Here is a 24,883-nt window from a genome sequence, read left to right as displayed (position 1 = left end):
GCTCACTGCGCCGGCAGTTCGGTGAGCCGGTTACCCGTCAGGTCCAGGGTGCGCAACTGGGGAAAGTTATGCAAAAAAATCGCATCACTGTCGAGCATCGCCGCGCCCGTCATATTGAGGCTGGTCACATGCCCGAAGTCCGCGCGAAGCCTGGGGAAATCCTTGAGGGCGCCCTGTAGGGCATAGCCACTGAAATCCAGGGCGCGGCCAAACAACGGGTCGCCGTATTCGCTGCGATAGTCCTGGGGCCGTTGTTCCCAGCAATCGCGCAGAACCGCGCCGACATTTATTCGGTACAAGCGCTCCTGATCGGCCAGCGCGCGGTCTGCCGACGCGGTGGGCGTGAGCAGCCAGGTGTGCAGGTCCTGCGCCAGCCGGTTTTTTTCGTTCTCGAACGCCTCCAGGGTGCTCAGCCCTTGCGGGGTATCCATCAGCGTGGCGACACTGCGCACCTCCTCGTCGGTCATCCTGGGATAGAGACGCGCAATCCGCGCCTCGACCGAGCGTCCCAGGCCGAACAATTGCCGCAGCGCCCTGAAGTCAGGCCACTTCAACAGGTGCAGGGTTTCGCGCTGTATCACCGGCGCGAGGGGTGGTTGCGCCAGCGCGACCCTGCGCGCAGCGGGCGGTAGCAATTTGGCCAGCAGCCATTGCTTGAGCGCCGCGCCCTGGCCGGGCCGGTAGCCAAGGACGTTGAGGTGGGTGTCGGGTAACAGGCGCAGTGTGGCTTCGTACAGATCGAAGGTGCGCTCACGTGCATCGGGCAACGTATAGCGGTCATTCGCGATCCGCAGCAGCACCTTGGAAATGCCCGCATCCTCTGGCCCGACGCTGCAACGCAGGCGGCCGGTTGGCGTGTGTTCATGCACGCTGATACGCAGGTTGGCGAAGGTGTCGGTGTAAAGCCGCAAGGCATTGAGCAACAGCCGTTCGGTATCGGCGCCGAGCGGTACGTCCGGGTAGAGACCTTCATAGGCGTGGGTGGCCTGCACTTCCAGTTGCAGCGCTTGGGCCTGGCGCTTGAGGCGCAGCGGCAGACGTTGTTCCTCGGTTATCACGCGGCGTTCTTCAGGGCGGGCGCGGCTGAGCAAGCGTTGCACCAACGCGTCGGGCAGTTGCGGGCATGTTTGCTGCACCAGGCGGGCGCTCGTGTCATCAGACGCGTACGCGAGACGATAGCGGTGTTCGAAAATCGCGGCTTGTTGTGTATCGAGATAGTCACCCAGGCGATTGCGTAACGCCTGCTCCCTTGCCGGGGCGGCGGGCAAGGGCGCGCCGAGCAATCCCTCAAGCTCCCCCTCACTTAGATAACCCACAATCTGTTCCGGCAATTGCCCGGCCTGCACGGCCTGCCGGCTGATCCTCAAGGTTTGCGCGGCCCCCGCCTCGCGGTCGCCGTATTTCATGGAGGCACCGCTCAGGTCCGCCGCGTCGAACACCTCAATGGCCCGCTCGACCGGCCATCCCGGCAGTTCCGTGAGCGATTGCGCAGTCCAGTCGTCCGTCTCGCCGGTTGGCGTGCCCTTGCGCACCAGGTCGCCGAAACCTTCGACTGCGCGGCGCAGTTCAAAACGTTCCAGGGTATCGGCGAGCAGGGGCGGCAGCGCGGTGCATTCCACATAAATGCGCTGCAACTCTTCGGTCGCGGTACCGCTGATATCGCGAATGCGCGCCAGTTCGGCGGGCGTAAGGTCGGCAGTGGTGGGCGTGAGGCGCTGCATCAGGCGGGTGCTGTCCCAGGTCATGGGCGCCTCGCCTTCATGCACCAGCGTACCGGCGCCGTTGCTGAAGACCTCGGGCTGATAGGCGTCGGGCCGCTTGGGGTGGAGGATGCGATACTGGCTGGTGTGTGGGTCTTGGGAAACAGCGTAGTGATGGCTGTCCAGGCGCATGATTTTCTGCTCCTGCCGCTGATGAAACCCTTCGGCGTCAGGCTTGGCACCGGCGACCGGCGCCAGCTCGGGTTGTCGGTAGGGCGCAAGGTCGGGGTGCCACAGGCGTTGGCGTCCATCGGCCAATTGCACCGGTTTCAACCCCTCGACAAAGGCCGAGGCTTTCACCCTGGCCAGCGCTCCCAACGACGCACCGGCGCCGAAGATCCCCAGTTGCACCACGCTCTGCGCGATACCCACAACATGTTCGATGGCATCTACACGGCGTCCCTGCGTCCAGTCCAGCAGGCCTTCGAAGACCTCGTCGGCGAGTTGCCAGGCGCTGTAGGCGAGCATCAACTGGCCCAGCACCGGCATGAACGGCGTGGCGACCAGCAAGGCGGCGTTCAATACATCGGTCAGGATATGTTCCAGGTTGTCCCACCAGGCCCAGCGCGCCATGCGGTCGGCATAGGCCGTGGACACGGCGATCTCGCGGGCGTCATTAAGGATCTTGTCCAGTTGATGCTGGTAGAGGTGGTCCCACAGATCGGCCTGCACCCGGCGTGTGCCGATCTGCAGGTGGGGCTTGTCCACTGGCGCCTCACGCCAGCTGGGTAACGGGTCGCGCGCGCGGGTGGGTTGCCAGGTGACGTGACTCAGGCGTTCATGGAGTCGGGCCAGGAACAGCCCGCGTTGGGCCTGAGGTACGAAGCGACAGAAAAAGCGTTGGTAGGCGGGCTGGCGCAGTTGGCGGGTCAGCTCTTTTACAAAGGACGCGCCGTCAGGATAGTGCTTGAGCGGATGCTCCGGATCGTCGGGTACGTAGACCAGGACGGGCCGCGGCTGGCGGCCTTGATTCAGGTCCGCGGCAATGACCACGATGCCGGTCAGTGGGGTGTCCATCAATGTCAGATCGTGACAGCACAGCGGCGCGCCGTTGAGCAGCAGCCCCTGGTGATTTTCGACCAGGCGCAGCATCAGGTCGTGGGTGCTCATGTCGATCTGTTCCAGCATCAGCGCGCTTTGTACGGCCGTCTTGAACGCAGCCTTGCTGTGGCGGATGACCCTGGCCTGGAGCACCGCCTTGGCCAGCGGCTGATTAAAACCCAGCTGTTCTTCGAGATGCTGTTGGTAACGGCGGCCAATATCGAGTTCACGTACCAGGCTCTTGAATTGACCTATCGTGATTCGATGCTTGATGTGTTTGATGTCGAACAGGCCCTGGGTGTCAGGGCGGGTAATGAACGCCGAGTCGGCGGTGAAGGTCTCCGAGGCGGCGAAGTTGTGCAGCGCGGCGTGCAGCAGCGACACGGTTCTGCTGCTCACACCTGCGGTGACGTCATGCGCCCACCACGGCAGGTTGGCCGGTGCGTACAACCTCAGATGGGTCTCACGCACATCCTCATCAAGGCCGTATCGCTCGAGCAGTGCCTGTTTTAACAGCGGCTCGGCGAAAGCCTCGGCGTCTTGCAGGTGCCGCAGGTGTTTATCGACCGCATTCTGCGCGGTCCATTGTGCGGCGACGGCACTTTTCAAGCGTTGCCGAGCGTCGGTCGACGTTGATTCAAAGGCCTCGGGGAGGGTTTTGTCTGCGCGCCCCAGCACCGCCATGCGCGCCGCTGAGGCTTGGGTTATCCACGTCGGCAGTGCCTCTTTGATCAACGTGAAATGCGCGAGTGGGGTGGCGGGCATGGCAGGTTCAGCTGTCATGATCGAGTTGCCTTGTGCAGGGAATGAACAGGCAGTCTAGACGCGCGGAGACCGCGCTTTAAGTTTGAAATACTGTTTTATAAACATAGACTTATAGATTAAATAAGCGGTCGATCGAACCACGGATATAACGGTGTAGCACCCCCCCATACAGGCGGTGGCTATTTATTTTTGAACACACAGAGTGTGGCTGCCCGGTTGCAGATACGGCGTGAGAATCGGCGCCATGCCCTTGAGCACTTGCACCGGTAGCGCCGAGGTAAAGGTGAAATGTTCGGCCGAAACACCAGGGACAAATGCGGTCAGCGTGCCGAAGTGCTGCTCGCCGATGTAGAACACGAAGGTCGCGGTGCGGTTGATCGACTTGGAGCTGAGGATGCGCCCGCCGGTGCCCATGGCTTCGATGCGGTTATCGCCGGTGCCGGTCTTGCCGCCCATCGACAGCGGTGTGCCGTCGGCCAGTTTGAAGCTGCCGGCCACGCGTTTTGCCGTACCGGCATCCACCACTTGCGACAGCGCACTGCGCAGGGCCGTGGCGACTGCGCTGGGCATCACCCGCTTGCCGCGGTTGGGGTCGTTGACCACCCGTGTTTCATAGGGCGTGCCGCTGGCGAACTGCAGGCTGTCGATACGCAGCGCCGGTACGCGCACGCCATCGTTGAGGATGATCCCCATCAGTTCGGCGAGGGCGGCGGGGCGGTCGCCGGAGCTGCCGATGGCGGTGGCCAGCGACGGTACCAGGTGGTCGAACGGGTAGCCCACGGCTTTCCAGCGTTGGTGAATGTCGAGGAAGGCTTCGATCTCCAGCATGGTGCGGATACGGCTGTCGCGGGCGCTTTGATGGCGGCTTTTGAATAGCCAGCTGTAGACTTCCTGGCGCTCGAATTCGCTGGCCTTGACCGCCTCGCTGAACGTCGCCTCGGGGTGGTTGAGCAGGTAACCCAGCAGCCACAGGTCCAGCGGGTGCACCTTGGCGATATAGCCTTGGTCGGGCAGGTCGTAGGCGCCGGGGCCGTAGTTCTGGTAAAGCGTGGCCAGGCGTTCGTCGCTGAGTTTGTCGGTGGTCTTGATGCCCTTGAGGTGCGAGCGCACGAAGCTGTTGAAGCTTTGCTGGCTGGCCTGGGGCAGCAAATAACGGTGCACGGCGGCCAGGCGAATGGCGGTGGGGTGCAGGCCGTCCAGGAAGGTGTCGAGGCGCGCCTGGGTATCCTTGTTGCGGTATTTTTTCCAGAACTTGAGCAGGAACGCAGTGCCTTCGTGGTCGGCGAACCGGGCCAGGTATTCCTGGCGGCGCGGGTCGTTGTCGTCCTTGAGCAGGCGTGCGCTGTTGTCAGCGCCGGAGTACGTGGTGTAGCGCACCAGGTCACGCATCAGGCGAATGAAGGGCAGGTTGATCGACTCGCGCAGGGCATCGCGCAGGGTCGGGTTGCGGCCGTTGTCTTCATTGCGAAAGTTATGGAAGCGGTGCAGGCCGCCCCCGGTGAAAAACGCTTCGCCAGGGCTCGCCGAGTAGGTGCGGTCGAGCGCCGCGTCGAGCATCTTCGCCAGGTCGCGGTCGCTGCTGCGCATCAAATAGTCCACGGCCCAGCGCGACAACGGATCCTGCTCCGGTACCTCGACGGTCTTCAGTGCGGCTGGCGATTGCGCCGCATAGCGCTCGTGCAGCTCGGCGATGATTTGCAGATAGGTGGTCAGCACCCGCAGCTTGGCGGTGGAGCCCAGTTCGAGCTTGCTGCCTTCGTTGATATCGAAGGGTTGGTCGGTGTTGTCGGTTTGCACGCGCACCCGCGCGCCATCCGGCGTCAGCTCGAACAGGGTGAAGCTGTAGCGCACCTGGGGCGTGCTTTGTGGCGTGAGCAGACGCGGTCCGAGCAGGCCCGTCTGGGCGGCGAACGCGGGGTCCGCCAGGCGCTTGAGGTACGCGGTGGCCTGGGTTTGCAGGTCGTATTGCAGGGTGCTGGTGGCCGACAGGTCAAGACGATCAAGGTCATACAGCGGGCGGTCAAGCAGGCTGGCCAGGCGGCTGCGGGCGACGCTGATGGCCCGGTTGCCTTCGACCGGTTGCAGCGTGGGTTGGCGCTGCCAGTCGCGGTAGGTGACGTGGCTGGCGAGGGCGGCGGCGGATAAGGCTGGCGTGATGACGTTACTCTGCGCGAGCAGGCGGATATGGCTGTCGGTCAATTGCGTCAGCTCGTCACGGCCTTTGTTCAGGTAATGCGAGGGACGCCGCTGGGCGATCATCAACGACAGTACCTGGCGCAGGGCCAGGCCGCGTTTGGCCAGGCTCGCCGGGTCCTGCGCGTGGTCGCTCAACGCCTGGTTGACCGCGTTGAAGTCTGCACCGAACCACACGCGCAAGCCTTCGGCCATGCCGTGCACTTCGCCGTGCCCCGGCACCGCCGACAGCGGCACGCTGTTGAGGTAGTCGCGCACGATACGCTGCCGACTGTCCAGGGTCTGCGGGCCCGGTTGGTAGGCCCTGACGCTGGCGGAAATCATCTGGCGGATTTTCTCGCCGCCCGACAGGGTCAGGCCATCGGGCGAATGACGATACTTCTCCAACTGCGTGGCCAGGGTACTGCCGCCGGCGGTCTGGCCCGGCAGATGCAGCAGCTTTGCCACCTGCGACCAGGCCGCCTTGGCGAAGCGCGGCCAGTCCACCGCCGGGTTGGCCAGCGGTTGCTTCGGGTCCAGCAGGTCGCGGTCTTCGATGAACAACAGGCTTTGCACCACCAGCGGCGGGATCGCGGCAAAGTCTGCATAGAGTTGCTGCGGGTAGGTGAAGGTGTACAGGGAGGCGCCGCGGCAGTCGGTGAGGGTCAGGCCGGCCTGGACTTTTTCCGCGTAGGGCACGAACAACCCGCGCTCGGCGTAGTTCATCAATGCCGGGGAGAACCGCGCCTGCGCCTCGATGCGGTAGTTGCGCTTGAGCAGGCGCGGCAAAAAATCATCGAGGGCGCTGTAACCCAGGCGTCGGTCGAATGGGCCGTCGCCGGGGTAAACAATGGCGTCGCTGGGGCCGGGTTCGACGCGATAGCTCAGTGATGCCGCAAACGCGCTGAGGTGTTCGGCCTGCAGGCGCGAGGTGCGCATTTCCCGGCTGGCGGCCCAGCCCAGGCCCAGCAGTGCGATCAACAGCACCAGCCACACCAGCCGCCACCACAACCTTCGCCTGCGGGGGCTTTGTGGCAATGGCGGATGATCCTGACTGTCGGTGGGGACCACAGCCTGAGTCGAATCGGTTTGCCATAAAGCGCCCATAGTCGATTGATCCATTTACGCAGATTGATCGGACTTGGTTGAAGCTTAGTCGCTGCCGGCGCGGCGTGAGGAATTTGTAGGGCGGTGCGTCAGTGCCTTGCCGATGGCCTCGGTGGCGCCTGTGTTTCGCGCTTAGGCAGGTGAATATTTCTCGCGGGTAGCGTATTTTCCCGGACTTAACGCTGAATTTAATCGTTTATAGAGTGAAAGCCCCCTCGTTCGGGTTTTTATACTGCGCATCCACTGAACCGACAGCCTGGCGGCTCGCCGCTCAGTGGGTCATCCAATAACAAGACGAGGTTGTACCTTATGCCGACAGGCAATCACCTGCCCCATGGCGAGACCGCTCAAGGCGGCCCGCTGAAACGTGAACTGGGCGAACGGCATATTCGCCTCATGGCCCTTGGCGCCTGTATCGGTGTCGGCCTGTTCCTCGGCTCGGCCAAGGCCATCGAGATGGCCGGCCCGGCGATCATGCTCTCCTACATCATTGGCGGCCTGGCGATCCTGGTGATCATGCGCGCCCTGGGCGAAATGGCGGTGCACAACCCCGTCGCCGGCTCGTTCAGCCGCTACGCCCAGGATTACCTCGGCCCGCTGGCGGGCTTCCTCACCGGCTGGAACTATTGGTTCCTGTGGCTGGTGACCTGCGTCGCCGAAATCACCGCCGTGGCGGTGTACATGGGCGTGTGGTTTCCCGATGTTCCGCGCTGGATCTGGGCCCTGGCGGCGTTGCTGAGCATGGGCACGATCAACCTGATCGCGGTCAAGGCGTTCGGCGAGTTCGAGTTCTGGTTCGCGCTGATCAAGATCGTCACCATCATCGCCATGGTCATCGGCGGCGTCGGCATCATTGCCTTCGGCTTCGGCAATGACGGGGTGGCCCTGGGCATCTCCAACCTGTGGGCCCATGGCGGTTTCCTGCCCAATGGCATCCAGGGCGTGTTGATGTCGCTGCAGATGGTGATGTTCGCCTACCTCGGCGTGGAGATGATCGGCCTCACCGCCGGTGAAGCGAAGAACCCGCAGAAGACCATCCCCAACGCCATCGGCTCGGTGTTCTGGCGCATCCTGCTGTTCTACGTCGGCGCCTTGTTCGTGATCCTGTCGATCTACCCGTGGAACGAGATCGGCACTCAGGGCAGCCCGTTCGTGATGACCTTCGAGCGGCTGGGCATCAAGACCGCCGCCGGTATCATCAACTTTGTGGTGATCACGGCAGCGTTGTCTTCGTGCAACGGCGGCATCTTCAGCACCGGGCGCATGCTCTACAGCCTGGCGCAGAACGGCCAGGCGCCGGCGACCTTCGCCACCACCTCCAGCAACGGCGTACCGCGCCGCGCGCTGTTGCTGTCGATTGCGGCCTTGCTGTTGGGCGTGTTGCTCAACTACCTGGTGCCGGAAAAGGTGTTTGTGTGGGTCACCTCCATCGCCACCTTCGGCGCGATCTGGACCTGGGTCATGATCCTGCTGGCGCAGCTCAAGTTTCGCCAGGGTCTGAGCCCGGCCGAACGCGCCGGGCTCAAGTACCGCATGTGGCTGTACCCGGTCAGTTCCTACCTGGCCCTGGCCTTCCTGGTGCTGGTGGTGGGGCTGATGGCGTACTTCCCGGACACGCGTGTCGCGCTGTATGTCGGCCCGGTATTTCTGGTGCTGTTGACTGTGTTGTTTTATGTATTCAAGTTGCAGCCGAGCGATGGGGCGGTGCGCTCAGCCGCCTGATGGCCTGACGCCCGCACAGTAAAAAGCCCCTTGATGGGGCTTTTTGCTGTTCAGGCCTGGACGATTCTGGGTGGCTGGTGCAGACGCTTATTGAACGCCAGCCACGCACCCAGCAGCGCCATCAACCCGACCCCCACCAGCGCCGTGAATACCTGCACGGTAAAGGTATCGCCCGCCAGTGCGTTGACCATGTCCGCCAGCGGCGCCAGCAGTACGCCCAGGCAAAACACCTCCAGGGAAAAGCGCCCCATGCGGCAGGTTTGCCGGGCCAGCCAGTGTTGCGTCCATGCACGGCCGGGCAACAGTTTGGCGGTGACATAGGCCAGGGCCAGGAAATGCACGAGCCGCACCGGCGACAGGTCGGTCTTGCTGATCGGGTACAACAGGTCGCCGAGTGCGGACGGTATCCACGCGTCGTGGACCTCGGGCCAGCGCCAGGACAGGGTGATCACCGCCGCCGCCAGCACATAGAGCGCTGCGGTCATAAACAACGGCTGCCGCAGCAGCCCGCGCGTCTCGGCGGGGCGCGGTCGGCTGGCCTGAATCGCCGCCGCGCCGCCCAGCACAAACAGCAGCTGCCAGGTGACCGGGTTGAAGTACCACACGCCATCGGCAATCGCCCGCAGGTTCCAGCCCATCCACGGCGCCATCAGGTACACCGCGAGCGACACCGCCACCACCGCCCAGGTCTGGCGCAGCAAAAACGGCAACACCAACGACAAGCCCCCCAACAGCACGATATACAGCGGCAGCGGGTCCATCAGGTTGGGCTTGAAGCGCAGCAGCAACTCATCGGTCAGGGCTTGCTGCGGGTGGGTGATGAAATGCGTCATGCCCATTTCCTCGACCAGGTCGCGCGTTTCCACATGGCTGTTGGCGAAAAACACGATGCCCATCATCACCGCCAGCAGAAAGATATGCACCACATACAACACCCAGGTGCGCCGCAGGATCTTCAAGCCGGCCATCCAATAACCTTCACGCTGCAAGACCTTGCCGTAGGCCAGCACCGAGGCGTAGCCGGCCAGGAACACAAATACTTCGGCCGCATCGCTGAAGCCGAGGTTGCGCAAGGTGATTTGACCGAGGGGGTTATGGGGGACGTGGTCCCAAAAAATGAAAATCAACGCCAGGCCCCGAAAAAAATCGATGCGCGGGTCGCGTCCGTTCAGCATGGCAGCGGGCTCTTGAACAAAGGGTTGATTGGTTGTTGGCATATGGATGAAGTGTCCTACGCCGCGCGTCGGGCGGGCGCAGGTTGGCGGGGTTTGTCAGTAATTGCAAAGGCTGGGTATTACTGAATGTCTCAGTGTGCGAGTAGGCCGTATTGGTGCTCGTCTCCAATGGCACGAAAGTAAGATGCACCAACAAATGCTACCCAGTCATTATTTTGCCAAGGCAGCTTCTGTTGGTTGGTCAAGCGGGTTTCCTGAATTCGAAAGCCGGCAAATCCGCTTTCTTTAGTCAGTAGGCGAGCGGGGCTGTCGGCTGGCATGTCGAACAACGCCGAGTCATGAGAATTTCCCGCGCCCTATCGTGATCAAACACGTACATTTTGACGGGGAAGCGAAAGAGCGTGTCCAAATGAAAAAAGGTAATGGGGATGCCGTACGTGATCCTGTTCAGATGAAGGTGTTGTTTGTGAATCAGGCCGCCGTTACTTCAACCGCCTCAAAACTATCCGCCCGCGCCATCTGCCACATCCGCGAGTAAAACGCGCCATTGACCTCGCCCGTCAGCAACTCCCCAGGCTTCAAGAACACATGCAACTGCGAGAACAACTTGATCTCCGTCGCCGACATACGCCGCACCAGATGCTTGGCCGCCAACTGCGACGGATGATCCAGCCCGGCCGCCGCCAGCATCTCGGCCAGCGCTTTAAGCGTATTGCGATGAAAGTTGAACACCCGCTGGGCCTTGTCCGGCACCACCAGTGCACGTTGGCGCAAGGGGTCCTGGGTGGCAACGCCGGTCGGGCATTTGTTGGTGTGGCAGCTTTGCGACTGAATGCAACCGATGGCAAACATGAAGCCGCGCGCCGAGTTGGCCCAGTCGGCGCCGATGGCCAGGACGCTGGCGATGTCGAACGCGCTGACGATCTTGCCGCTGGCGCCCAGCTTGATCTTGTCGCGCAGGTTCAGGCCCACCAGGGTGTTGTGCACAAACAGCAAACCCTCACGCAGCGGTACGCCGATGTGGTCGGTGAACTCCACCGGTGCGGCGCCGGTGCCGCCTTCCTTGCCGTCGACCACGATAAAGTCGGGGAGGATGCCGGTTTCGAGCATGGCCTTGGCGATGCCCATGAATTCCCACGGGTGGCCCAGGCAGAACTTGAAACCCACCGGTTTGCCGCCGGACAGTTCACGCAGTTGGGCAATGAAATGCATCAACTCGATCGGCGTGGAAAACGCACTGTGGCGCGACGGTGAGACGCAGTCCTCGCCCATCATGATCCCGCGGGTGTCGGCAATTTCTTTAGTCACTTTGTGCTTGGGCAAAATCCCGCCATGGCCGGGTTTGGCACCCTGGCTCATCTTGATTTCGATCATGCGCACCTGCGGGTTCTGCGCCTGTACGGCGAAGCGCTCCGGGTCGAAGCGGCCGTCGCTGGTGCGGCAACCAAAGTAACCGCTGCCCAGCTCCCAGGTCAGGTCGCCGCCGTTTTCGCGGTGGTAAGGGCTGATGCTGCCTTCGCCGGTGTCGTGGGCAAAGTTGCCGAGCTTGGCGCCCTGGTTCAGCGCGCGGATCGCGTTGGCGCTCAGCGAGCCGAAGCTCATTGCCGAGATATTGAACACCGACGCCGAATACGGCTGGGTACATTGTGGGCCGCCGACCAGCACGCGGAACGCACTCGGGTCGCTCAAGGGCGCGGGGCGCATGGAATGGCCGATAAATTCGAAGCCCGACTGGTACACGTCGATCAAGGTGCCGAAGGGTTTGTCGGCAGTTTCATTCTTGGCGCGTGAATAGACCAGCGAACGCTGGGCCCGAGAGAAGGGCAGGGCGTCGCTGTCGGATTCGAGCAGGTACTGGCGGATTTCCGGGCGGATGGCCTCCACCAGGTAACGGATATTGCCCAGGATCGGGTAGTTGCGGCGCACCGCGTGGGGGCTTTGCAACAGGTCGAAAATGCCGATCAGGCTCAATACACCGGTGACGATGGTGATGGGCCACAGCCATTCGTGCTGGATAAAGGGGAGGCTGGCGAGGGTGAATATGACGCACACGGCAAAGAAGGCGTAACGGCTAAGCAAGGACAGGCTCATACGGTTTCCTTGGGGTCGGACTCTCAGGTCGGTGCGGCATTCTGCGCCCGTACCCAAATCAGGAACAAGGACAGAAGGCTCTGGCGTGTAGTCCGAGTTCCTACGCCGCCGTCTGCCGAATCGGCAACACCACGCGAAATGTCGTGCCCTTGCCCAGTTCGCTGCTCACGGAAATATCGCCGCGGTGTTTCTTGACGATGCCGTAGGAGAGCGACAGGCCCAACCCCGTGCCTTCGCCCACCGGTTTGGTGGTGAAGAAGGGATCGAAGATTTTCTGTACGGTTTCCGGGGCGATTCCGCAGCCGTTGTCCGCCACTTCCAGCCAGATGTTCTCGCCTTCCACGCCATTGCTGATGGTAATGGTGCCGCGTTCGGGGCCCATGGCTTGCGCCGCATTGACCACCAGGTTCATCACCACCTGGTTGATCTGCGAGGCCAGGCATTCGATTTCCGGCAGGGGGGCGTATTGCTTGACGACGTCGGCTTTGTACTTGAGTTCGCTGGCGACGATGTTCAGTGTGGAGTCGATGCCCTGTAGCAGGTTCGCGAATTGCCAGGTCTGGTCACTGTCGACGCGCGAGAAGTTTTTCAGGTCCTTGACGATCTGCACCACGCGGCCAATGCCCTCCTTGGACTCCCTGATGAGGATCGGGATGTCTTCCTTGAGAAAATCCAGCTCCAGGTCGTTGCGCAACGTTTTGAGTTGCTCGCGTTGTTCACCCGGCGCCAGGCTTTCCTCGGCCTGGCGGTAAGCATCCAGCATCTGTTGCAACTGGTTGAAGTAGCCGTCGAGCGTACTGAGGTTGGATGAGATAAAGCCCACCGGGTTATTGATTTCATGGGCCACGCCCGCTGCGAGTTGGCCCAGTGAGGCGAGCTTTTCCGACTGCACCAGTTGGCTTTCCAGCAGCTTGCGCTCGTTGATTTCCACCTGCAGCGCCTGGGTGCGTTGCTCCACCAATTGCTCCAGATGACTGTTTTTCAGCGAGGCGCGGCGGGCCATGTCCCATTTATTGGCCAGGGTGTTGGCCATCTGCTGCACTTCGATGTTGTCGAACGGTTTTTTCAGGATCAGCAAACGGTCATGGCCGTTCAGGCGATGCAGCAGTTCATCCCAGGAGTAATCCGAATACGCCGTGCATACCACCACTTGCAGGCCGGGATCGACTTTCCACAATTCCTCGATGGTCTTGGCCCCGTCCCAGCCCTGGGGCATGCGCATGTCGACAAATGCCAGCGCATAGGGGCGTTTCTCCGTCATTGCCGTGGTGAGCAACTGCAGGCCTTCTTCGCCGCCATAGGCCGAGTGCAGTTCGAAGGCTTGCGCCTGAGGTGTGCTGGTATCGCCGAACAGCGCCGACTCCATGTCGTCCAGTGCCTGGTTGGCCTCCACGGCGGGCATCAGGATTTTACGAAAGTCATCGTGAATCGACGGGGTATCGTCGATCAGCAAAATGCGCCGGTTAGGGGGTTGATTCATAGGGGGCTTCCGGCAGGGTTAAGAGGGATCGTCAGGGTAAACACCGCGCCCAGGCCAGGCCCGTCGCTGTGGGCGCTGAGCTGGCCGTGCATTTCCACGGCGGCCAGGGCGCAGCTGTGCAAACCGAAGCCATGGCCTTCCTTGCGGGTGGTGAAACCGTGGGTAAAGATGCGGGTCATGTTCTCGGCGGGAATGCCTTCGCCTTCGTCCTTCACGCTGATCTGCAAGGTGTTGTCCTCCAGTTGCTGGACCGCCAGAGTCATCTGCCGCGCGCGGTCGGTGAGGTTGGACATGGCGTATTTGGCGTTGCTGATCAGGTTGACCATGATCAACAGCAAGCGATGTTTGTCCGCCATGACTTCCGGTACCTGCCCGTATTCCTTGACCACGGTGACGTTGTGGCGGCTCAGCGCGCCGGCGTTCATGCGCAGGGCGTCCTCCATCAAGGCGCTGATGTGCACCGGCTCCAGCAGTGTGGACGCGCCGGCATAGGATTGCTGGGTGGCGACGATATCCTTGATGTGGTCGACGCTTTTGCTCAATTGCCCCAGCTCATCAGTCATGCCTTGCTGCTCGACGGCAATGGCGTCCACCAGTTGGTTGAGGTAGTCGGGCAGCAGCTTGCCCTTTGCATCGTCGGTTAGGAAGGTGCCCAGGTCAGCCTTGTGCTCGTTGATCAACTGCATGGCCTTGCCCAGGCCCAGCGCCTTGCTGCTGCGCAGCTTGCGGGTGACGATATCGGCGCTGATGTTCACGCTGTTAAGCACGTTGCCGACGTTGTGCAGCACGTTGGTGGCGATCTCGGCCATGCCGGCCTGGCGGGCGCTGTCGAGCAGTTCGCTCTGGGCATCCTTGAGCTGTTGGGTGCGCCGTTCCACACGTTGTTCCAGGGTTTCGTTGGCTGCCTGCAGGGCACGGTTGACGCGGTTGATCTCGGCGAAGCTGCGCAACAGACGCACCGCCAGGTACAGCAACAGCACCACCAGCAAGGTGGCGAAGATCAGCAGATAGCGGTGGTATCGATGGTCGACCAGGTCGGCGGCTTGCTGGTCCTGGTCGAGGTGGGTGGTCAGGTCGTCCAGGCTCTCCGCCACGGGCACAGCGGCTATCCGGTCGAGCAGGGTGTTGACCAACGGCTGTTCGCGCAGGATCAACGCAATGTGGTTGCTGAGGATCTCCACCGGGGCCTGGAATTCATCGGGCAAGCTGTCTTTGTTGATCTCCAGTTTGCCCAGGCCCACCAGGATATCGGCGGCGCGCTCGTCGCTGGTGACTTGGGCGAACTCCAGGCTGCTGAGCAACAAGTCGTAGGTGTCGGTGGCCACGCCTTGCAATCGCAGACGGCCTTCTTCATCAATGCGATTGAATTCCGCCTGGATGTCGTCCTCGGCGGTCGGTAAAAAGGCCAGCGAGTTGCGCAGCACCGCGTTGTGGGATTTGAACTGGTCCACCAACCGGGCTTTTTCCTGGATCGCGGCCTGGTAAGCCGCCTGGCCGGACTGCCAACGGGCCAGATCTTGCGGGTTGTGGTACGTGCTCCGATTGTTGAGGTCGTCCCATAGCCGGGTCATTTCCGCCAGCGGTGTCACCAGCGGGTCGTAGTTATGGGTAATCGCAATGCGCGCCTTGAGCACCTCGCTGTCCCACTGCGCGTTGAGCTGTTGCAGCTGGCGGATCAAGTCTCGCGACTGGGTGTAGCTGGCCGTCTGATCGCGGGACGATTTGAGGTATAGAAACACCAGCATCGAGGCCAGCAGCAGGGTGATCAGACCGAGCAATACCTGGCTGGTACTACGGCGGGTGAGGGTCATGACGGTGTACTCATAAAGGCTTGCCCGCCCATTCGCCGGTCAGGGTCTTGAGAAACTGGATAATCAAATCTTTGTCTTCCCCGGACGGGTTGCGTCCCAGTTGGTACTTGAACATCACGTCAACCGCTTCCTCCAGGGTCTTGGCCGAGGCGTCGTGGAAATACGGTGCGGTGACAGCCACATTGCGCAGGCTGGGCACCTTGAACACATGACGGTCTTCTTCGTCCTTGGTCAACAGGTAGCGCCCCAGGTCCGCTTCGACCGGGTTGCCACGCGCCTTGAAGTAGTCGCCCATCACCCCGAACTTCTGGAACATATTGCCGCCGATGTTGATGCCTTGATGGCAGGCGATGCAGCCGTATTCCTTGAAGCGCTGGTAGCCGTATTTTTCCTGGGTCGTGAGAATCTCGGTATTGCCCAGCAGGTATTGGTCAAAGCGTGAATTGGGCGTGAGCAGCGTGCGCTCATAGGTGGCCAGGGCGTTTTGCACATTGGCGGCGGTGACGCCGTCGGGGTAGGCCTGGCTGAAGGCGCGCTGGTAGAGGGGCAGGTCGGTGAGGTTTTGCACCACGGTCTTCCAGTCGCTGCCCATCTCCACCGGGCTGATGACCACTTGTTCGATCTGTGCCTCCAGCGTGTCGACCCGGCCATTCCAGAACTGTTTGAAATTCAGGCTGGCGTTGAACACCGAGGGGGTGTTGATCGCTACCGGTTTGCCGTCGAAACCCAGGGAGAACGGCGTGTTGTCGGCACCGCCGCTTTCCAGTCGGTGGCAGCTGGCGCAGGACAGCGTGTTGTTCACCGACAGGCGCGGCTCATTGAACAATCGGCGGCCCAGTTCGACCTTGGCCGCGTCCAGTTCTGGAACCGGCGGCAAAGGTTTGAGCGCTTCGTCCAACGGCGCGGCGATCACCGGCAAGCCGAGGCCCAGCAGCAAGGCTAGACCTGACCCGTAGGTTGAGAGGTGTCTCAAGCGAGCACTCCTTGCAAGCGTGGGGTTATGAACGGGTTATCGGCATGACGCTGCCTGCCTGCAGCAATTGTGCAAAATCTTTTGCCGGCACGGCCTTGCTGAACAGAAAACCCTGGCCCTCTTCGCACTCCTGCGCTTTGAGGAACTCCAGCTGTTCGATGGTTTCCACCCCTTCTGCGATGATGTTCAACTCCAGGCTCTTGCCCATGCCGATCATTGCGCTGATCAACTGCGCGTCCTGGTTATTCACGTTCAGGCCGCGCACGAAGGATTGGTCGATCTTCAACACATCAATGGGAAAGCGTCGCAGGTAACTGAGGCTGGAATAGCCGGTGCCGAAATCATCCAGCGCCAGGCGTACGCCCATGGCCTTGATCTTGTGCAGGAGCTCCACGGTTTCGTCGACGTTCTGCATCAGCACACTTTCGGTGATTTCCAGTTCCAGCAGGGCCGGGGGCAGCCCGGTTTCCTTCAGGATCGCCGCCAGGTTGTCGACAAATTCGCGCTGACGAAAGTCGATGGCCGAAATATTGGCAGATATGCGCAAGTCTGGCAGGCCCATCACACGCCACGCTTGTGCTTGCTCGCAGGCCTGGCGCAGCACCCATTGGGTCAAGGGCACGATCAGCCCGCTGTCTTCGGCCACCGGAATGAAGTCCACCGGGCTGACCCAGCCCGAACGCGGCTGGAACCAGCGTATCAACGCTTCGGCGCCGACAATGCGCCCGGATATCAGGTCCAGCTTGGGTTGGTAATGCAGCACGAACTCATCCCGCTCCAGCGCCTGGCGGATCGCGCTTTCCAGGTTTTGCTGGTGTTGGGCGCGCAGGTTCATGTCTTCGGTATAAAAACTGAAATCGTCCGGGCCACGTTCCTTGCTGGTGTGCATCGCGGTTTCGGCATGCTTGATCAGCTCCACCGCATTAGCGCTGTCATTGGGGTAGATGCTGATGCCCAGGCTGGCGGTGACGCTCAGGTCATGCCCGGCGACATGGCGGGTGACGCTGATGGCCCTGAGGAGTTTGTGGGCGATGTGCTGGGTTTGCTGTGGGTGCTGCACGTCGTTGAGCAGAATCACAAACTCGTCGGAGCCGTAGCGAAACACCGAGTCCGAGCTGCGTACCGCCGCCACCAGGCTCAGGCTGACCTGTTGCAGCAGCTCGTCGCCCACCGGATAACCCAGGGCGTTGTTGATGCGCTTGAAGCGGTCGAGCCCGATAAACATCACTGCCAGCTGGGTGTCGTGCCGCCGACCGATGGCGATGGCCTGGGTCAGTCGGTCGCCCAGCAGGGTGCTGTTGGGCAACTCGGTGAGCGCGTCGTATTGCAGCAGGTGCGAAACCTTGAGCAGTTCCTGCACGCGTTCTTCGATAGTGTGTTCAAGGCCGATCACCTTGAGCGCGACGTCCTGAGCCAACTGCCACTTCCAGGTCAGGGCGCTGGCCATCTGGCGGATCTCCAGATGGTCGAAGGGCTTTTTCAGGATCAGCAACTGGTCATTGTATTTAAGCCGCGCTTCGATGGCTTCGAAGGAATAGTCCGAATAGGCGGTGCACAGCGCAATCTGCAGGTTGGGGTCGACGTTCCACAGTTGCTCGATGGTTTGCAGCCCGTCCCAGCCCGGCGGCATGCGCATGTCGATAAACACCATGGCATACGGCGCACCGGCGGCCAGGGCTTTGTTTACCAGGGCCAGGGCTTCCTGGCCCTGGTAGGCGGAATCGAGCTGGAACGCCTGGCGCACTTTGGTGGCGGTGCCGAACAGCGCTTCCTCCAGACTGTCCAGGGACGGTTCACCCTGTGCGTCGGCACACAGGATCTTGCGAAAGTCCTGATGAATGGAGGCTGTGTCATCGACAATCAGGATGCGTCGGTTAGCCCGTGCTGAGGCCGAGTTCATGGCGCAATCCCTGACGGCAAAAGGTTCGACGGCATGACGAGTCCTTCCCTGGTTCCAAATTTGAGCTGGGTGAGCGGCCTACTTTGACAGCATAGTCGAGCTCCCTTGAAATCGACGGCCAGTTGGCGTCAAATCAACCCCGCGCCAAAAGCAAGGGAATACCGCTTGGCACAAGGGTTCAATGTAGTTCAACTCAGTTCAATGTGAAGGCGCAGCAGGCATGGATGAACAACTCGCTACCAAACCCACGATTTTGCTGGTCGACGATGAAGAATCGATCCTCAACAGCCTGCGTCGCCTGTTGCGCGGCCAATCCTTTGATGTGGTATTGGCCGGCGGCGGAGCGCAGGCCCTTGAGATCATGGCGGCCCAGCCGATCGACCTGGTGATGAGCGACGCGCGCATGCCCGGCATGGACGGCGCGCAACTGCTGGCCGAGGTCCACCGGCTCTATCCCGGTACCAGTCGCATCCTGCTGACCGGTTACGCCGACCTGCCGACGATCATCAAGGCGATCAACGAAGGGCAGATCCACCGCTATATCGGCAAGCCCTGGAACGACGACGAGCTCAAGCTGATCCTGCAACAGGCCCTCGAACACCAGCGCCTGGAACGCTTGACCCATGCGCAGAACGATCAGCTCAAGGTGCTCAATGCTACCTTGGAAAAGCGCGTGGCCGCCCGCACCTCAGAGCTGCAGCAAACCGCCGACATGCTCGACCTGGCCTACGAAGAGCTCAAACGCAGCTACGTGACCGGCACTGAAGTGTTTTCGTTGCTGGCCAACCTGCGCCTGCCCAAGAACAAACAGACCAACCGCCCGCTTATCGAACTGGTGCGCGTGTACTGCGCCGCCCAGTACATTGACGAGGCCAGTTCGCGTGACTTGGCGATGGCCGCCGCGCTGTACAACATCGGCAAGTTGAGCTGGAGCGACAGTATGTTGATCGAGCCGGCCGACAAACTGTACAGCACCGACCGCGAGCGGTACCGCGGCTACCCGGCCCAGAGCGAGTCGCTGTTGATGGCCCTGGAGCCGATGAAGGATGCCGCCCGGATCATTCGCCATCACCAGGAACGCTGGGACGGCAGCGGGTTTCCCGACCATCTCAAGGGCGATGCGATTCCATTCGGTTCGCGCCTGTTGAAACTGGCAGTGGACTTCATCGAACTGCAGAAAGGGCTGATCCTCGAGCGGCATATGAACAGCGACGAAGCGCTGTTGTATATCCGCAAATATGCCGGTCGTTTATACGACCCGGACCTGGTCGAGGACTTCATCCTGGCCTGCGCCACGTTCCTCAGCGACGTCACCCTGGGCGACCCGACCGTCAAAGTGCTGACCACCCGCGAACTGGAAGACGGCATGGTCCTGGCGCGCAACCTCAATGCCGACAACGGCATGTTGCTGCTCAACGCCGGCAAGGTGCTGAACCTGCTGCTGGTGGACAAGCTGATCGCGTTCGAGGCGATGGAGGGGGCCAAGTACAGCGTGTTCATCAAGGAACCGGACGAGCTGCCAGCTCATCCATAGCGGTAACGGTCTGGTCGCCCGTGCCGTCTACAGTCCCCAGGCTTTCAGCTTACTGGCGTGATAGTCGATGATGCCGCGAAGGATGAAGATATCCTTTTCATCGGCTTTCCCGGTTTTCTCGAAGGCCGCTCGCCATCGACCCCGGCCGGAACCGGGGTCCAGTTGCGGCAAATCGACATAGGTAAAATTGCCAATCTTCTTGCGGCTCACGCGACCGGCTTCGATATCCTGGATGATTTCCTCAAGTTTGGTTTTTGCGTTGTCCGGCAACAGGGGGATTTGCGCGGCCGCCAGTTCATCGATACGTACGATGTTGGGCGCTGCCTCCAGGGCAACAAGGGGTTGCGCAGGTGCCGGAGAGTCAGGCGCCGATGATGGTTTTTCGATTTTTTTGGTTTTGACCTGGGGGCTGGTCAATTCCAGAGGCGTTGAGAAATGCGGGATGTTTTTCTCAAATTCGGCGACTGTCAGGCTGTCGACCGTTTTTACGCTGGGGGGGCTGCCGGTTCGTCTGATGTGTGATATCGCGATATAGGGTATACCGGATTTTTTAAAATCATCCGAATAGGATTCCACGCCAAGTTGCTTTAACTTTTCTCTGAACCTTACCGCACAAAATGTTCTGAATGTCTCGTTAACACTGTTATCAGATAAAAGCCGTTCCAAGGCCTCCTCCTGTGTAATGTTATTGTCTGAGGCAATTTTGTTGACAATGTGCCGTCGTCCTTTTTCGTCGAGAAATGCATTAAGGCTTTCTTGATAAAAGCTTGAAATTTCGTACTTTTTTTCAAAGGCCTCTAGGCTCTTAAATTGTTTTTGGGTGATCGTATAACCTACAAAATGCGCGTTGGTATCAGGGTCAGTAATTCTGATTGATTTTTGTATGCTTTTTAAAAGGTAGTTGTCTTTTCCGATCATTCTTTTGATTTTGACCAGGATACTGTCTTTCTCTGTGGGTGAGAGTCCCATGGACAGGGTGGTGTTGTGAAGGTGGAGATGAACATCCACATCGGCCTTCAGTGTCAACAACACGTCGCGTAACGGGCCGGGCGGATGGCGTCTCAAGCCTTCCTGGCGTGCAACCATACCTCTAAAGGTGGCTTCATCTACATGAGGCCCCATGCGCTGTCGAGCGTGAGCAAGCAGTTGTTGTTTTTGCGCGAAAGGGAGCGTTTTTTTCACTTCCTCTCCATAACGCCGTATCTGTTCGTCCGACAAATAAACATGCAGTGCCGTGATCAAGTCTTCATCCACCTGCTGTTCGACGCTAAGCGTGCGCAGGGCGCCCAGCACCTGTCCTCCTCCCCGCGTCGTCCTGTCAAAGCGCGGCTTCCAGCTTTTCGCGTCTCCCGGCACCACCATAAAGTCCGGTTTACTCGCGGTCGGATGTTTGACATAGCGCGCGCCCTTTTCGACATAGGACGAATACAAATAATAGCGACCGCCAGTCTGCGCAATGGCGATAAATTGATGATTGCGCCCGTCAATAAAACTCGGTGCGCCCAGGCTGCGCGACAGCGTGTAATGGTTCGTTTCGGCAAATGCCTCGACATCAAAGAGCGGATCAATATGTTTGGGCAAGCGATACGCGGTGACGTCGACCCAGACCGGCTCCAGCGGCCGGATCGAAGGCTTGGCCATGTCGAAGCCGATTTTGCGGTCGCCATCGACTTTTTTGACCAGCGCTGGAAGACCGCGCCCCAGCTGTTGCGCCTGCGGGACCCTTTGGCGACGCCCCGCGACAGAAACGCCAGGGCCTTTTTGGCCGGCAACAGATCGGCCAACGCATCGACAACCTCGGCGCCGAACATAAAGGCATTCACCGCCGATTCTCGTGAGATGTCGGCGTTACTCTTGGAGCGGTAATCGGCGTGCGCCAGTTGAAAGCCCAGCTGCGCCGAATACAGGTAGGCCTGAAGATCACTGCTGATGAGGGTCAAGGTATAGCGGTGCACGCCGCGCATGTCCGTGAAGATCCGCTCAAGCTCTTGCGTATCGCTGGTGGCCATTCGTCGCGTGAAATAGGCGCGCCATTCGGGTTTTGATTTCAGTGTGTCCAGTTGCACAAGACCCAGGGGCAGTTCCCTGAATGGTGCGTTATCCGGTGCATCCGGGGTATACAGGACGCAGACGCCGTCAGCTTTGGTGCCTTTTCGCGCAATCACCAGCACGCCATTGATGACCTGTCCGCCCCGGCCCCCTTCAAGCCCGCTGCCCATCACCAACAAGTGCGCCTCTATATCGAACGTACCGACCTTGGGACGGGTTACCGAGTCGGGGTAGTGTGTGATCGTCTGTATCCAGTCAAAGCCACTGCCTGGTGTCTTGAAGGTGAACAGCTCCTCAATAGCCGGATTCAATCGGCTTTCAAGGGCATCCTTGTGCATTTTTGCCGCATTGGCACGCTGCCAGGCCGTGGAAAATTCGCGTCCTTCGCCATCTTGCGAGAAGGCTGATCGCAGGTGCTCAGCATACTTTTTGCCGATGTCGGCCTCTTGGGCGAGGGTGCGCAACGCTGCATCATCGAGTCGGCCCTGGCTATGTCCCGAGGTGTCGATAATGTCGGCGCTGGCAGTGATCGTTCTGTGCAGTGCATGAATGGACAGAGGTTCGATATTGCGCCGGGCGTAACTGCCCAGGGTGCGCAAGTCCACAACGGATTGGGTTGACCAGGTGCCTTTTGTCAACTGTCGAGTGTGCAAGAACTGCGGGATATCGATGTCCGGGTCTTCACTGATATAGACCGTGTCGAAGTGTTCGTCGCGATAGCCTGTCACCGTAACGGGCAAGGACGATGTCACGCGCAGCTTCACCAGGCTCTTGTAGGGCGCCACGTCCACATCGGCATATTCCGGCTTCAGTTTCTTCAACGCCTGGCCGACTTCGCTTTCGGCGAAAGAAATCAGGGTCGGGATTTTTTCAAGCAAGGGAAGGAGCGTCTCGCTGCTGTCGACCATCGCCTGTAGCCGCTGCCGGTAAAGGGCTTGGTCCGATGGCTCGGCGGCGCTCAACCAATCGGCTTCGCGGGCTTGAACCAGGCGTAGATTGCGTGCCGCCAGGGCCCGGCAGACATCCAATTGCGGAGCCAGGTCCGCGACCAGATCCAGCGCCTCCGCCACCGGCAGCGTGTCCCCGCGCAGCGCCTCGCGGACATTGTGGTGTTGCCAGGTGCGCAGTGAGCGGACGCTGCTGGCAATCACATCGGTGTCTATTCTCGACGGGGCCGCGGCCATCATGGGCGATTCACCGAGCTCGGCGCGAGCCTTGGTCGGCAAACTATCAGCCAGCAGCTTGCCGGCCGGGTCACGCTTGCGCAGGCGCGCCGCGACGGCTGCGTTTAACCGGTTCAGGTTTTCATATTCCTCAAAGCCTTCCCCTGGGGTATAGAGCACCACGCTGCCTACGGGCGGCGTTTCAGGCGTGGCGCTGAGGATCAATGCCCCGGCAAATTGACTGCCCTCGTCCAGCGTCAGCCGGTAGACGCCGCAGCGGCCGTCGGCAGGCACTACGCGTTCACGCGTCGCCGCATCCGGGTACTTGAGCACGGTGTCCGCCAGCGTTCGCCCAGCGGGCGATAGCGCTCCATCAAGACTGTGCAATGCCAACTGATGAGCCAGCACCTGGCGCCGCACGGCGATCAACCGGTGCTCGATGTCGGGTTGGCCGTTCTCCCGATACCGCCAGAAGGCTCGGAGTTCTGTCGTGCAGGCCCTTTCCAGCACGCGCGCCAACGCTTGCGGCGGATGGGCGGTGGACAGGCGCTTGTCCGGCTCCAGCGTTCGCCCTTCCCGATAGAAGGCACCTGGCGCTTGCGCCAGATAGTCATCCGCGTCCGGCAACCGTAGCCTGTTCAGCAGGGCCGCGAGGGGCTCACTGCTCAGCAGGTGTTTTTGCCCCTGTTCATCTTCACGGTAGCGACTGTAAAAAATCTGGTTCGGATCAATGGTGCCGTGCAAGTCGGGAAACAGTGCCGCCAATTGCTGCTGATAGAGGCTCTCCAGGCTCGGTTGCTCAAGGAGCAGGTCGCCGGTTTGGGCATTGAGCCTGGCAAGTTCGCGAATAAGCTGCGCCTGTTGTTTGTCGACAGGTTGGTTGGCAAGCGGCACGACAGGCAGCGTCATGGGCTGCACGCCGGCGGGTGTGACGCTGTCGGCGTGGCGCGGGTGCTGCGGTTGCGCGGGTGAGGATGAAATGTACATGGATGACTCGTATGCGAGGGGCAGCATCGCCGTGGGAGCGGCGTGCCCGGCTAAAGATGAGTCTTGAGTGTAGGGTTGGCGATAATCGACATTGCGGTGCATGTATGTCGGGCAAAATTGCCGGATGGCGTTGGGCATGTGATCCTTCGCGCTTTCCCCCGAGGTTTCATTCGATGTCCATGACCATCCGCATCGCCGCCGCTGTCTTGATCAACAACCTCGGCGAGACGTTGCTGGTACGCAAGCGCGGCACCCAGGCTTTCATGCAGCCGGGCGGCAAGATCGACGCCGGTGAACAGCCTGCCCAGGCCCTGGCGCGTGAACTGTACGAGGAGCTGAACCTGCATATCGACCCGGAACACGCCGTGTACCTCGGGCAGTTTTCGGCGCCGGCGGCCAACGAGCCGGGCTTCACCGTGCAGGCCGAGTTGTTCCAGGTGCACGTCAACGTGGCGGTAAGCGCGGCTGCCGAGATCGAAGAGCTACGCTGGATCGATCCGGCCGGTGACGGCGGTTTGCACTTGGCGCCGTTGACGCGCGACCGGGTCCTGCCGTTTTACCGCGCATCGCTGGTTGCTCGCGACTGATGCCCTCGCCGCCGCTGTTCATACGCGTGCTGGTGGCCAGTGACGCCGAGGCCTATCGGGCATTGATGCTCGAGGCCTACGCGCGTTATCCCCAGGCCTTCACCTCCAGCGTGGCCGAGCGCGCGTCGATGCCGTTGAGCTGGTGGGAAAAACGCCTGGACAACCCGCTGGACCGGCTGCTCGGCGCGTTTGCCGGTGATGAGCTGGCGGGTATCGTCGGCCTGGCCTTCGAACCCCGGGAAAAGGCGCGGCACAAGGTGACCTTGTTCGGCATGTACGTAAATGTGGCGTATCAGCGCCTGGGCCTCGGTCGCCAATTGGTCGAGGCGGCGCTCGACGAGGCGCGTCAACAGGCGCGCCTGAAGGTGATTCAACTGACCGTCACCGCCGGCAACGACGCAGCGTTTGCGCTCTATCGGCGTTGCGGGTTTATCCAGTACGGCCTGGAGCCGCTGGCGGTGCGGGTGGGGGTGGATTACTTCGACAAGATCCACATGTGGCGCGAGCTCAAGGCCGACTGAGCTGCAATGGGGGAGGGGCTTGTGCCCTCCCACATTTTGTCCTCG

At 60.9% G+C, this 24,883-nt stretch carries 14 protein-coding genes and 1 pseudogene; 4 read left to right on the top strand and 11 right to left on the bottom strand.

What is annotated here, in order from left to right; translation table 11 throughout:
* Positions 1-2: 2 nt before the first annotated feature.
* A complete protein-coding gene (locus tag JWR98_RS07765; RefSeq protein WP_205489672.1) occupies positions 3-3,584 on the bottom strand; it encodes a dermonecrotic toxin domain-containing protein in 3,582 nt (1,193 codons plus the stop codon).
* A gap of 165 nt (positions 3,585-3,749) precedes the next feature.
* On the bottom strand, positions 3,750-6,845 hold the full coding sequence (locus JWR98_RS07760) for a transglycosylase domain-containing protein (RefSeq protein ID WP_078731753.1): 3,096 nt from the start codon (positions 6,843-6,845) through the stop codon (positions 3,750-3,752).
* Between the two features lie 309 nt (positions 6,846-7,154).
* On the opposite strand from JWR98_RS07760, the gene JWR98_RS07755 reads away from it, so the two are divergent.
* Positions 7,155-8,567 (top strand): amino acid permease, encoded by a 1,413-nt coding sequence (locus JWR98_RS07755; RefSeq protein WP_205489670.1) that lies wholly within the window; start codon positions 7,155-7,157, stop codon positions 8,565-8,567.
* 50 nt (positions 8,568-8,617) lie between these two features.
* On the opposite strand, the gene JWR98_RS07750 is transcribed toward JWR98_RS07755, so the two are convergent.
* From JWR98_RS07750 to JWR98_RS07720, 7 genes and pseudogenes are all read right to left on the bottom strand, one after another.
* Complete coding sequence (locus tag JWR98_RS07750; protein WP_205489668.1) at positions 8,618-9,742, bottom strand: OpgC family protein; 1,125 nt, start codon at positions 9,740-9,742, stop codon at positions 8,618-8,620.
* 137 nt (positions 9,743-9,879) lie between these two features.
* Positions 9,880-10,169, bottom strand: a pseudogene (locus JWR98_RS07745) (glucan biosynthesis protein); the annotation flags it as partial.
* A gap of 44 nt (positions 10,170-10,213) precedes the next feature.
* Positions 10,214-11,833, bottom strand: a complete 1,620-nt coding sequence (locus JWR98_RS07740; protein WP_205489666.1) for an FMN-binding glutamate synthase family protein — start codon at positions 11,831-11,833, stop codon at positions 10,214-10,216.
* Positions 11,834-11,933: 100 nt separating this feature from the next.
* Entirely contained in the window at positions 11,934-13,313 is a 1,380-nt protein-coding gene (locus tag JWR98_RS07735) for an ATP-binding protein (protein WP_078731760.1), read from the bottom strand.
* Positions 13,310-15,124, bottom strand: coding sequence for a DAHL domain-containing protein (locus tag JWR98_RS07730; RefSeq protein WP_205489657.1), 1,815 nt, complete (start codon positions 15,122-15,124; stop codon positions 13,310-13,312). The genes JWR98_RS07735 and JWR98_RS07730 overlap by 4 nt, the downstream gene beginning before the upstream one ends.
* A 10-nt stretch (positions 15,125-15,134) precedes the next feature.
* A complete protein-coding gene (locus JWR98_RS07725; RefSeq protein ID WP_205489655.1) occupies positions 15,135-16,097 on the bottom strand; it encodes a cytochrome-c peroxidase in 963 nt (320 codons plus the stop codon).
* A gap of 25 nt (positions 16,098-16,122) precedes the next feature.
* Positions 16,123-17,997 (bottom strand): putative bifunctional diguanylate cyclase/phosphodiesterase, encoded by a 1,875-nt coding sequence (locus JWR98_RS07720; protein ID WP_205489653.1) that lies wholly within the window; start codon positions 17,995-17,997, stop codon positions 16,123-16,125.
* Positions 17,998-18,217: 220 nt separating this feature from the next.
* Here JWR98_RS07720 and nosR point away from each other — a divergent pair, with 220 nt between their 5' ends.
* Complete coding sequence (nosR, locus tag JWR98_RS07715) at positions 18,218-19,531, top strand: response regulator c-di-GMP phosphodiesterase, NosR family (protein WP_205489651.1); 1,314 nt, start codon at positions 18,218-18,220, stop codon at positions 19,529-19,531.
* 27 nt (positions 19,532-19,558) lie between these two features.
* Here nosR and JWR98_RS07710 read toward each other — a convergent pair whose 3' ends face one another.
* Both JWR98_RS07710 and JWR98_RS07705 read right to left on the bottom strand, forming a co-directional pair.
* Positions 19,559-20,824, bottom strand: a complete 1,266-nt coding sequence (locus tag JWR98_RS07710; RefSeq protein WP_205489650.1) for a hypothetical protein — start codon at positions 20,822-20,824, stop codon at positions 19,559-19,561.
* Positions 20,770-23,868 carry a dermonecrotic toxin domain-containing protein gene (locus JWR98_RS07705; protein ID WP_205489649.1) on the bottom strand — a complete coding sequence of 1,033 codons (3,099 nt, stop codon included), beginning with the start codon at positions 23,866-23,868 and terminating at the stop codon, positions 20,770-20,772. The genes JWR98_RS07710 and JWR98_RS07705 overlap by 55 nt, the downstream gene beginning before the upstream one ends.
* A 35-nt stretch (positions 23,869-23,903) precedes the next feature.
* Between JWR98_RS07705 and JWR98_RS07700 the strand changes: the two genes are divergently transcribed.
* Complete coding sequence (locus tag JWR98_RS07700) at positions 23,904-24,317, top strand: NUDIX hydrolase (protein WP_078731766.1); 414 nt, start codon at positions 23,904-23,906, stop codon at positions 24,315-24,317.
* Between the two features lie 14 nt (positions 24,318-24,331).
* Positions 24,332-24,838, top strand: a complete 507-nt coding sequence (locus JWR98_RS07695) for a GNAT family N-acetyltransferase (protein WP_078731937.1) — start codon at positions 24,332-24,334, stop codon at positions 24,836-24,838.
* The last annotated feature ends 45 nt before the right edge of the window (positions 24,839-24,883 follow it).

Origin of the sequence: Pseudomonas lactucae, assembly GCF_016937615.1 — a bacterium.
GTDB lineage: Bacteria > Pseudomonadota > Gammaproteobacteria > Pseudomonadales > Pseudomonadaceae > Aquipseudomonas > Aquipseudomonas lactucae.
The sequence above is the reverse complement of the archived record's forward strand: the minus strand, read 5'-3'. Positions and strand labels throughout refer to the sequence as shown.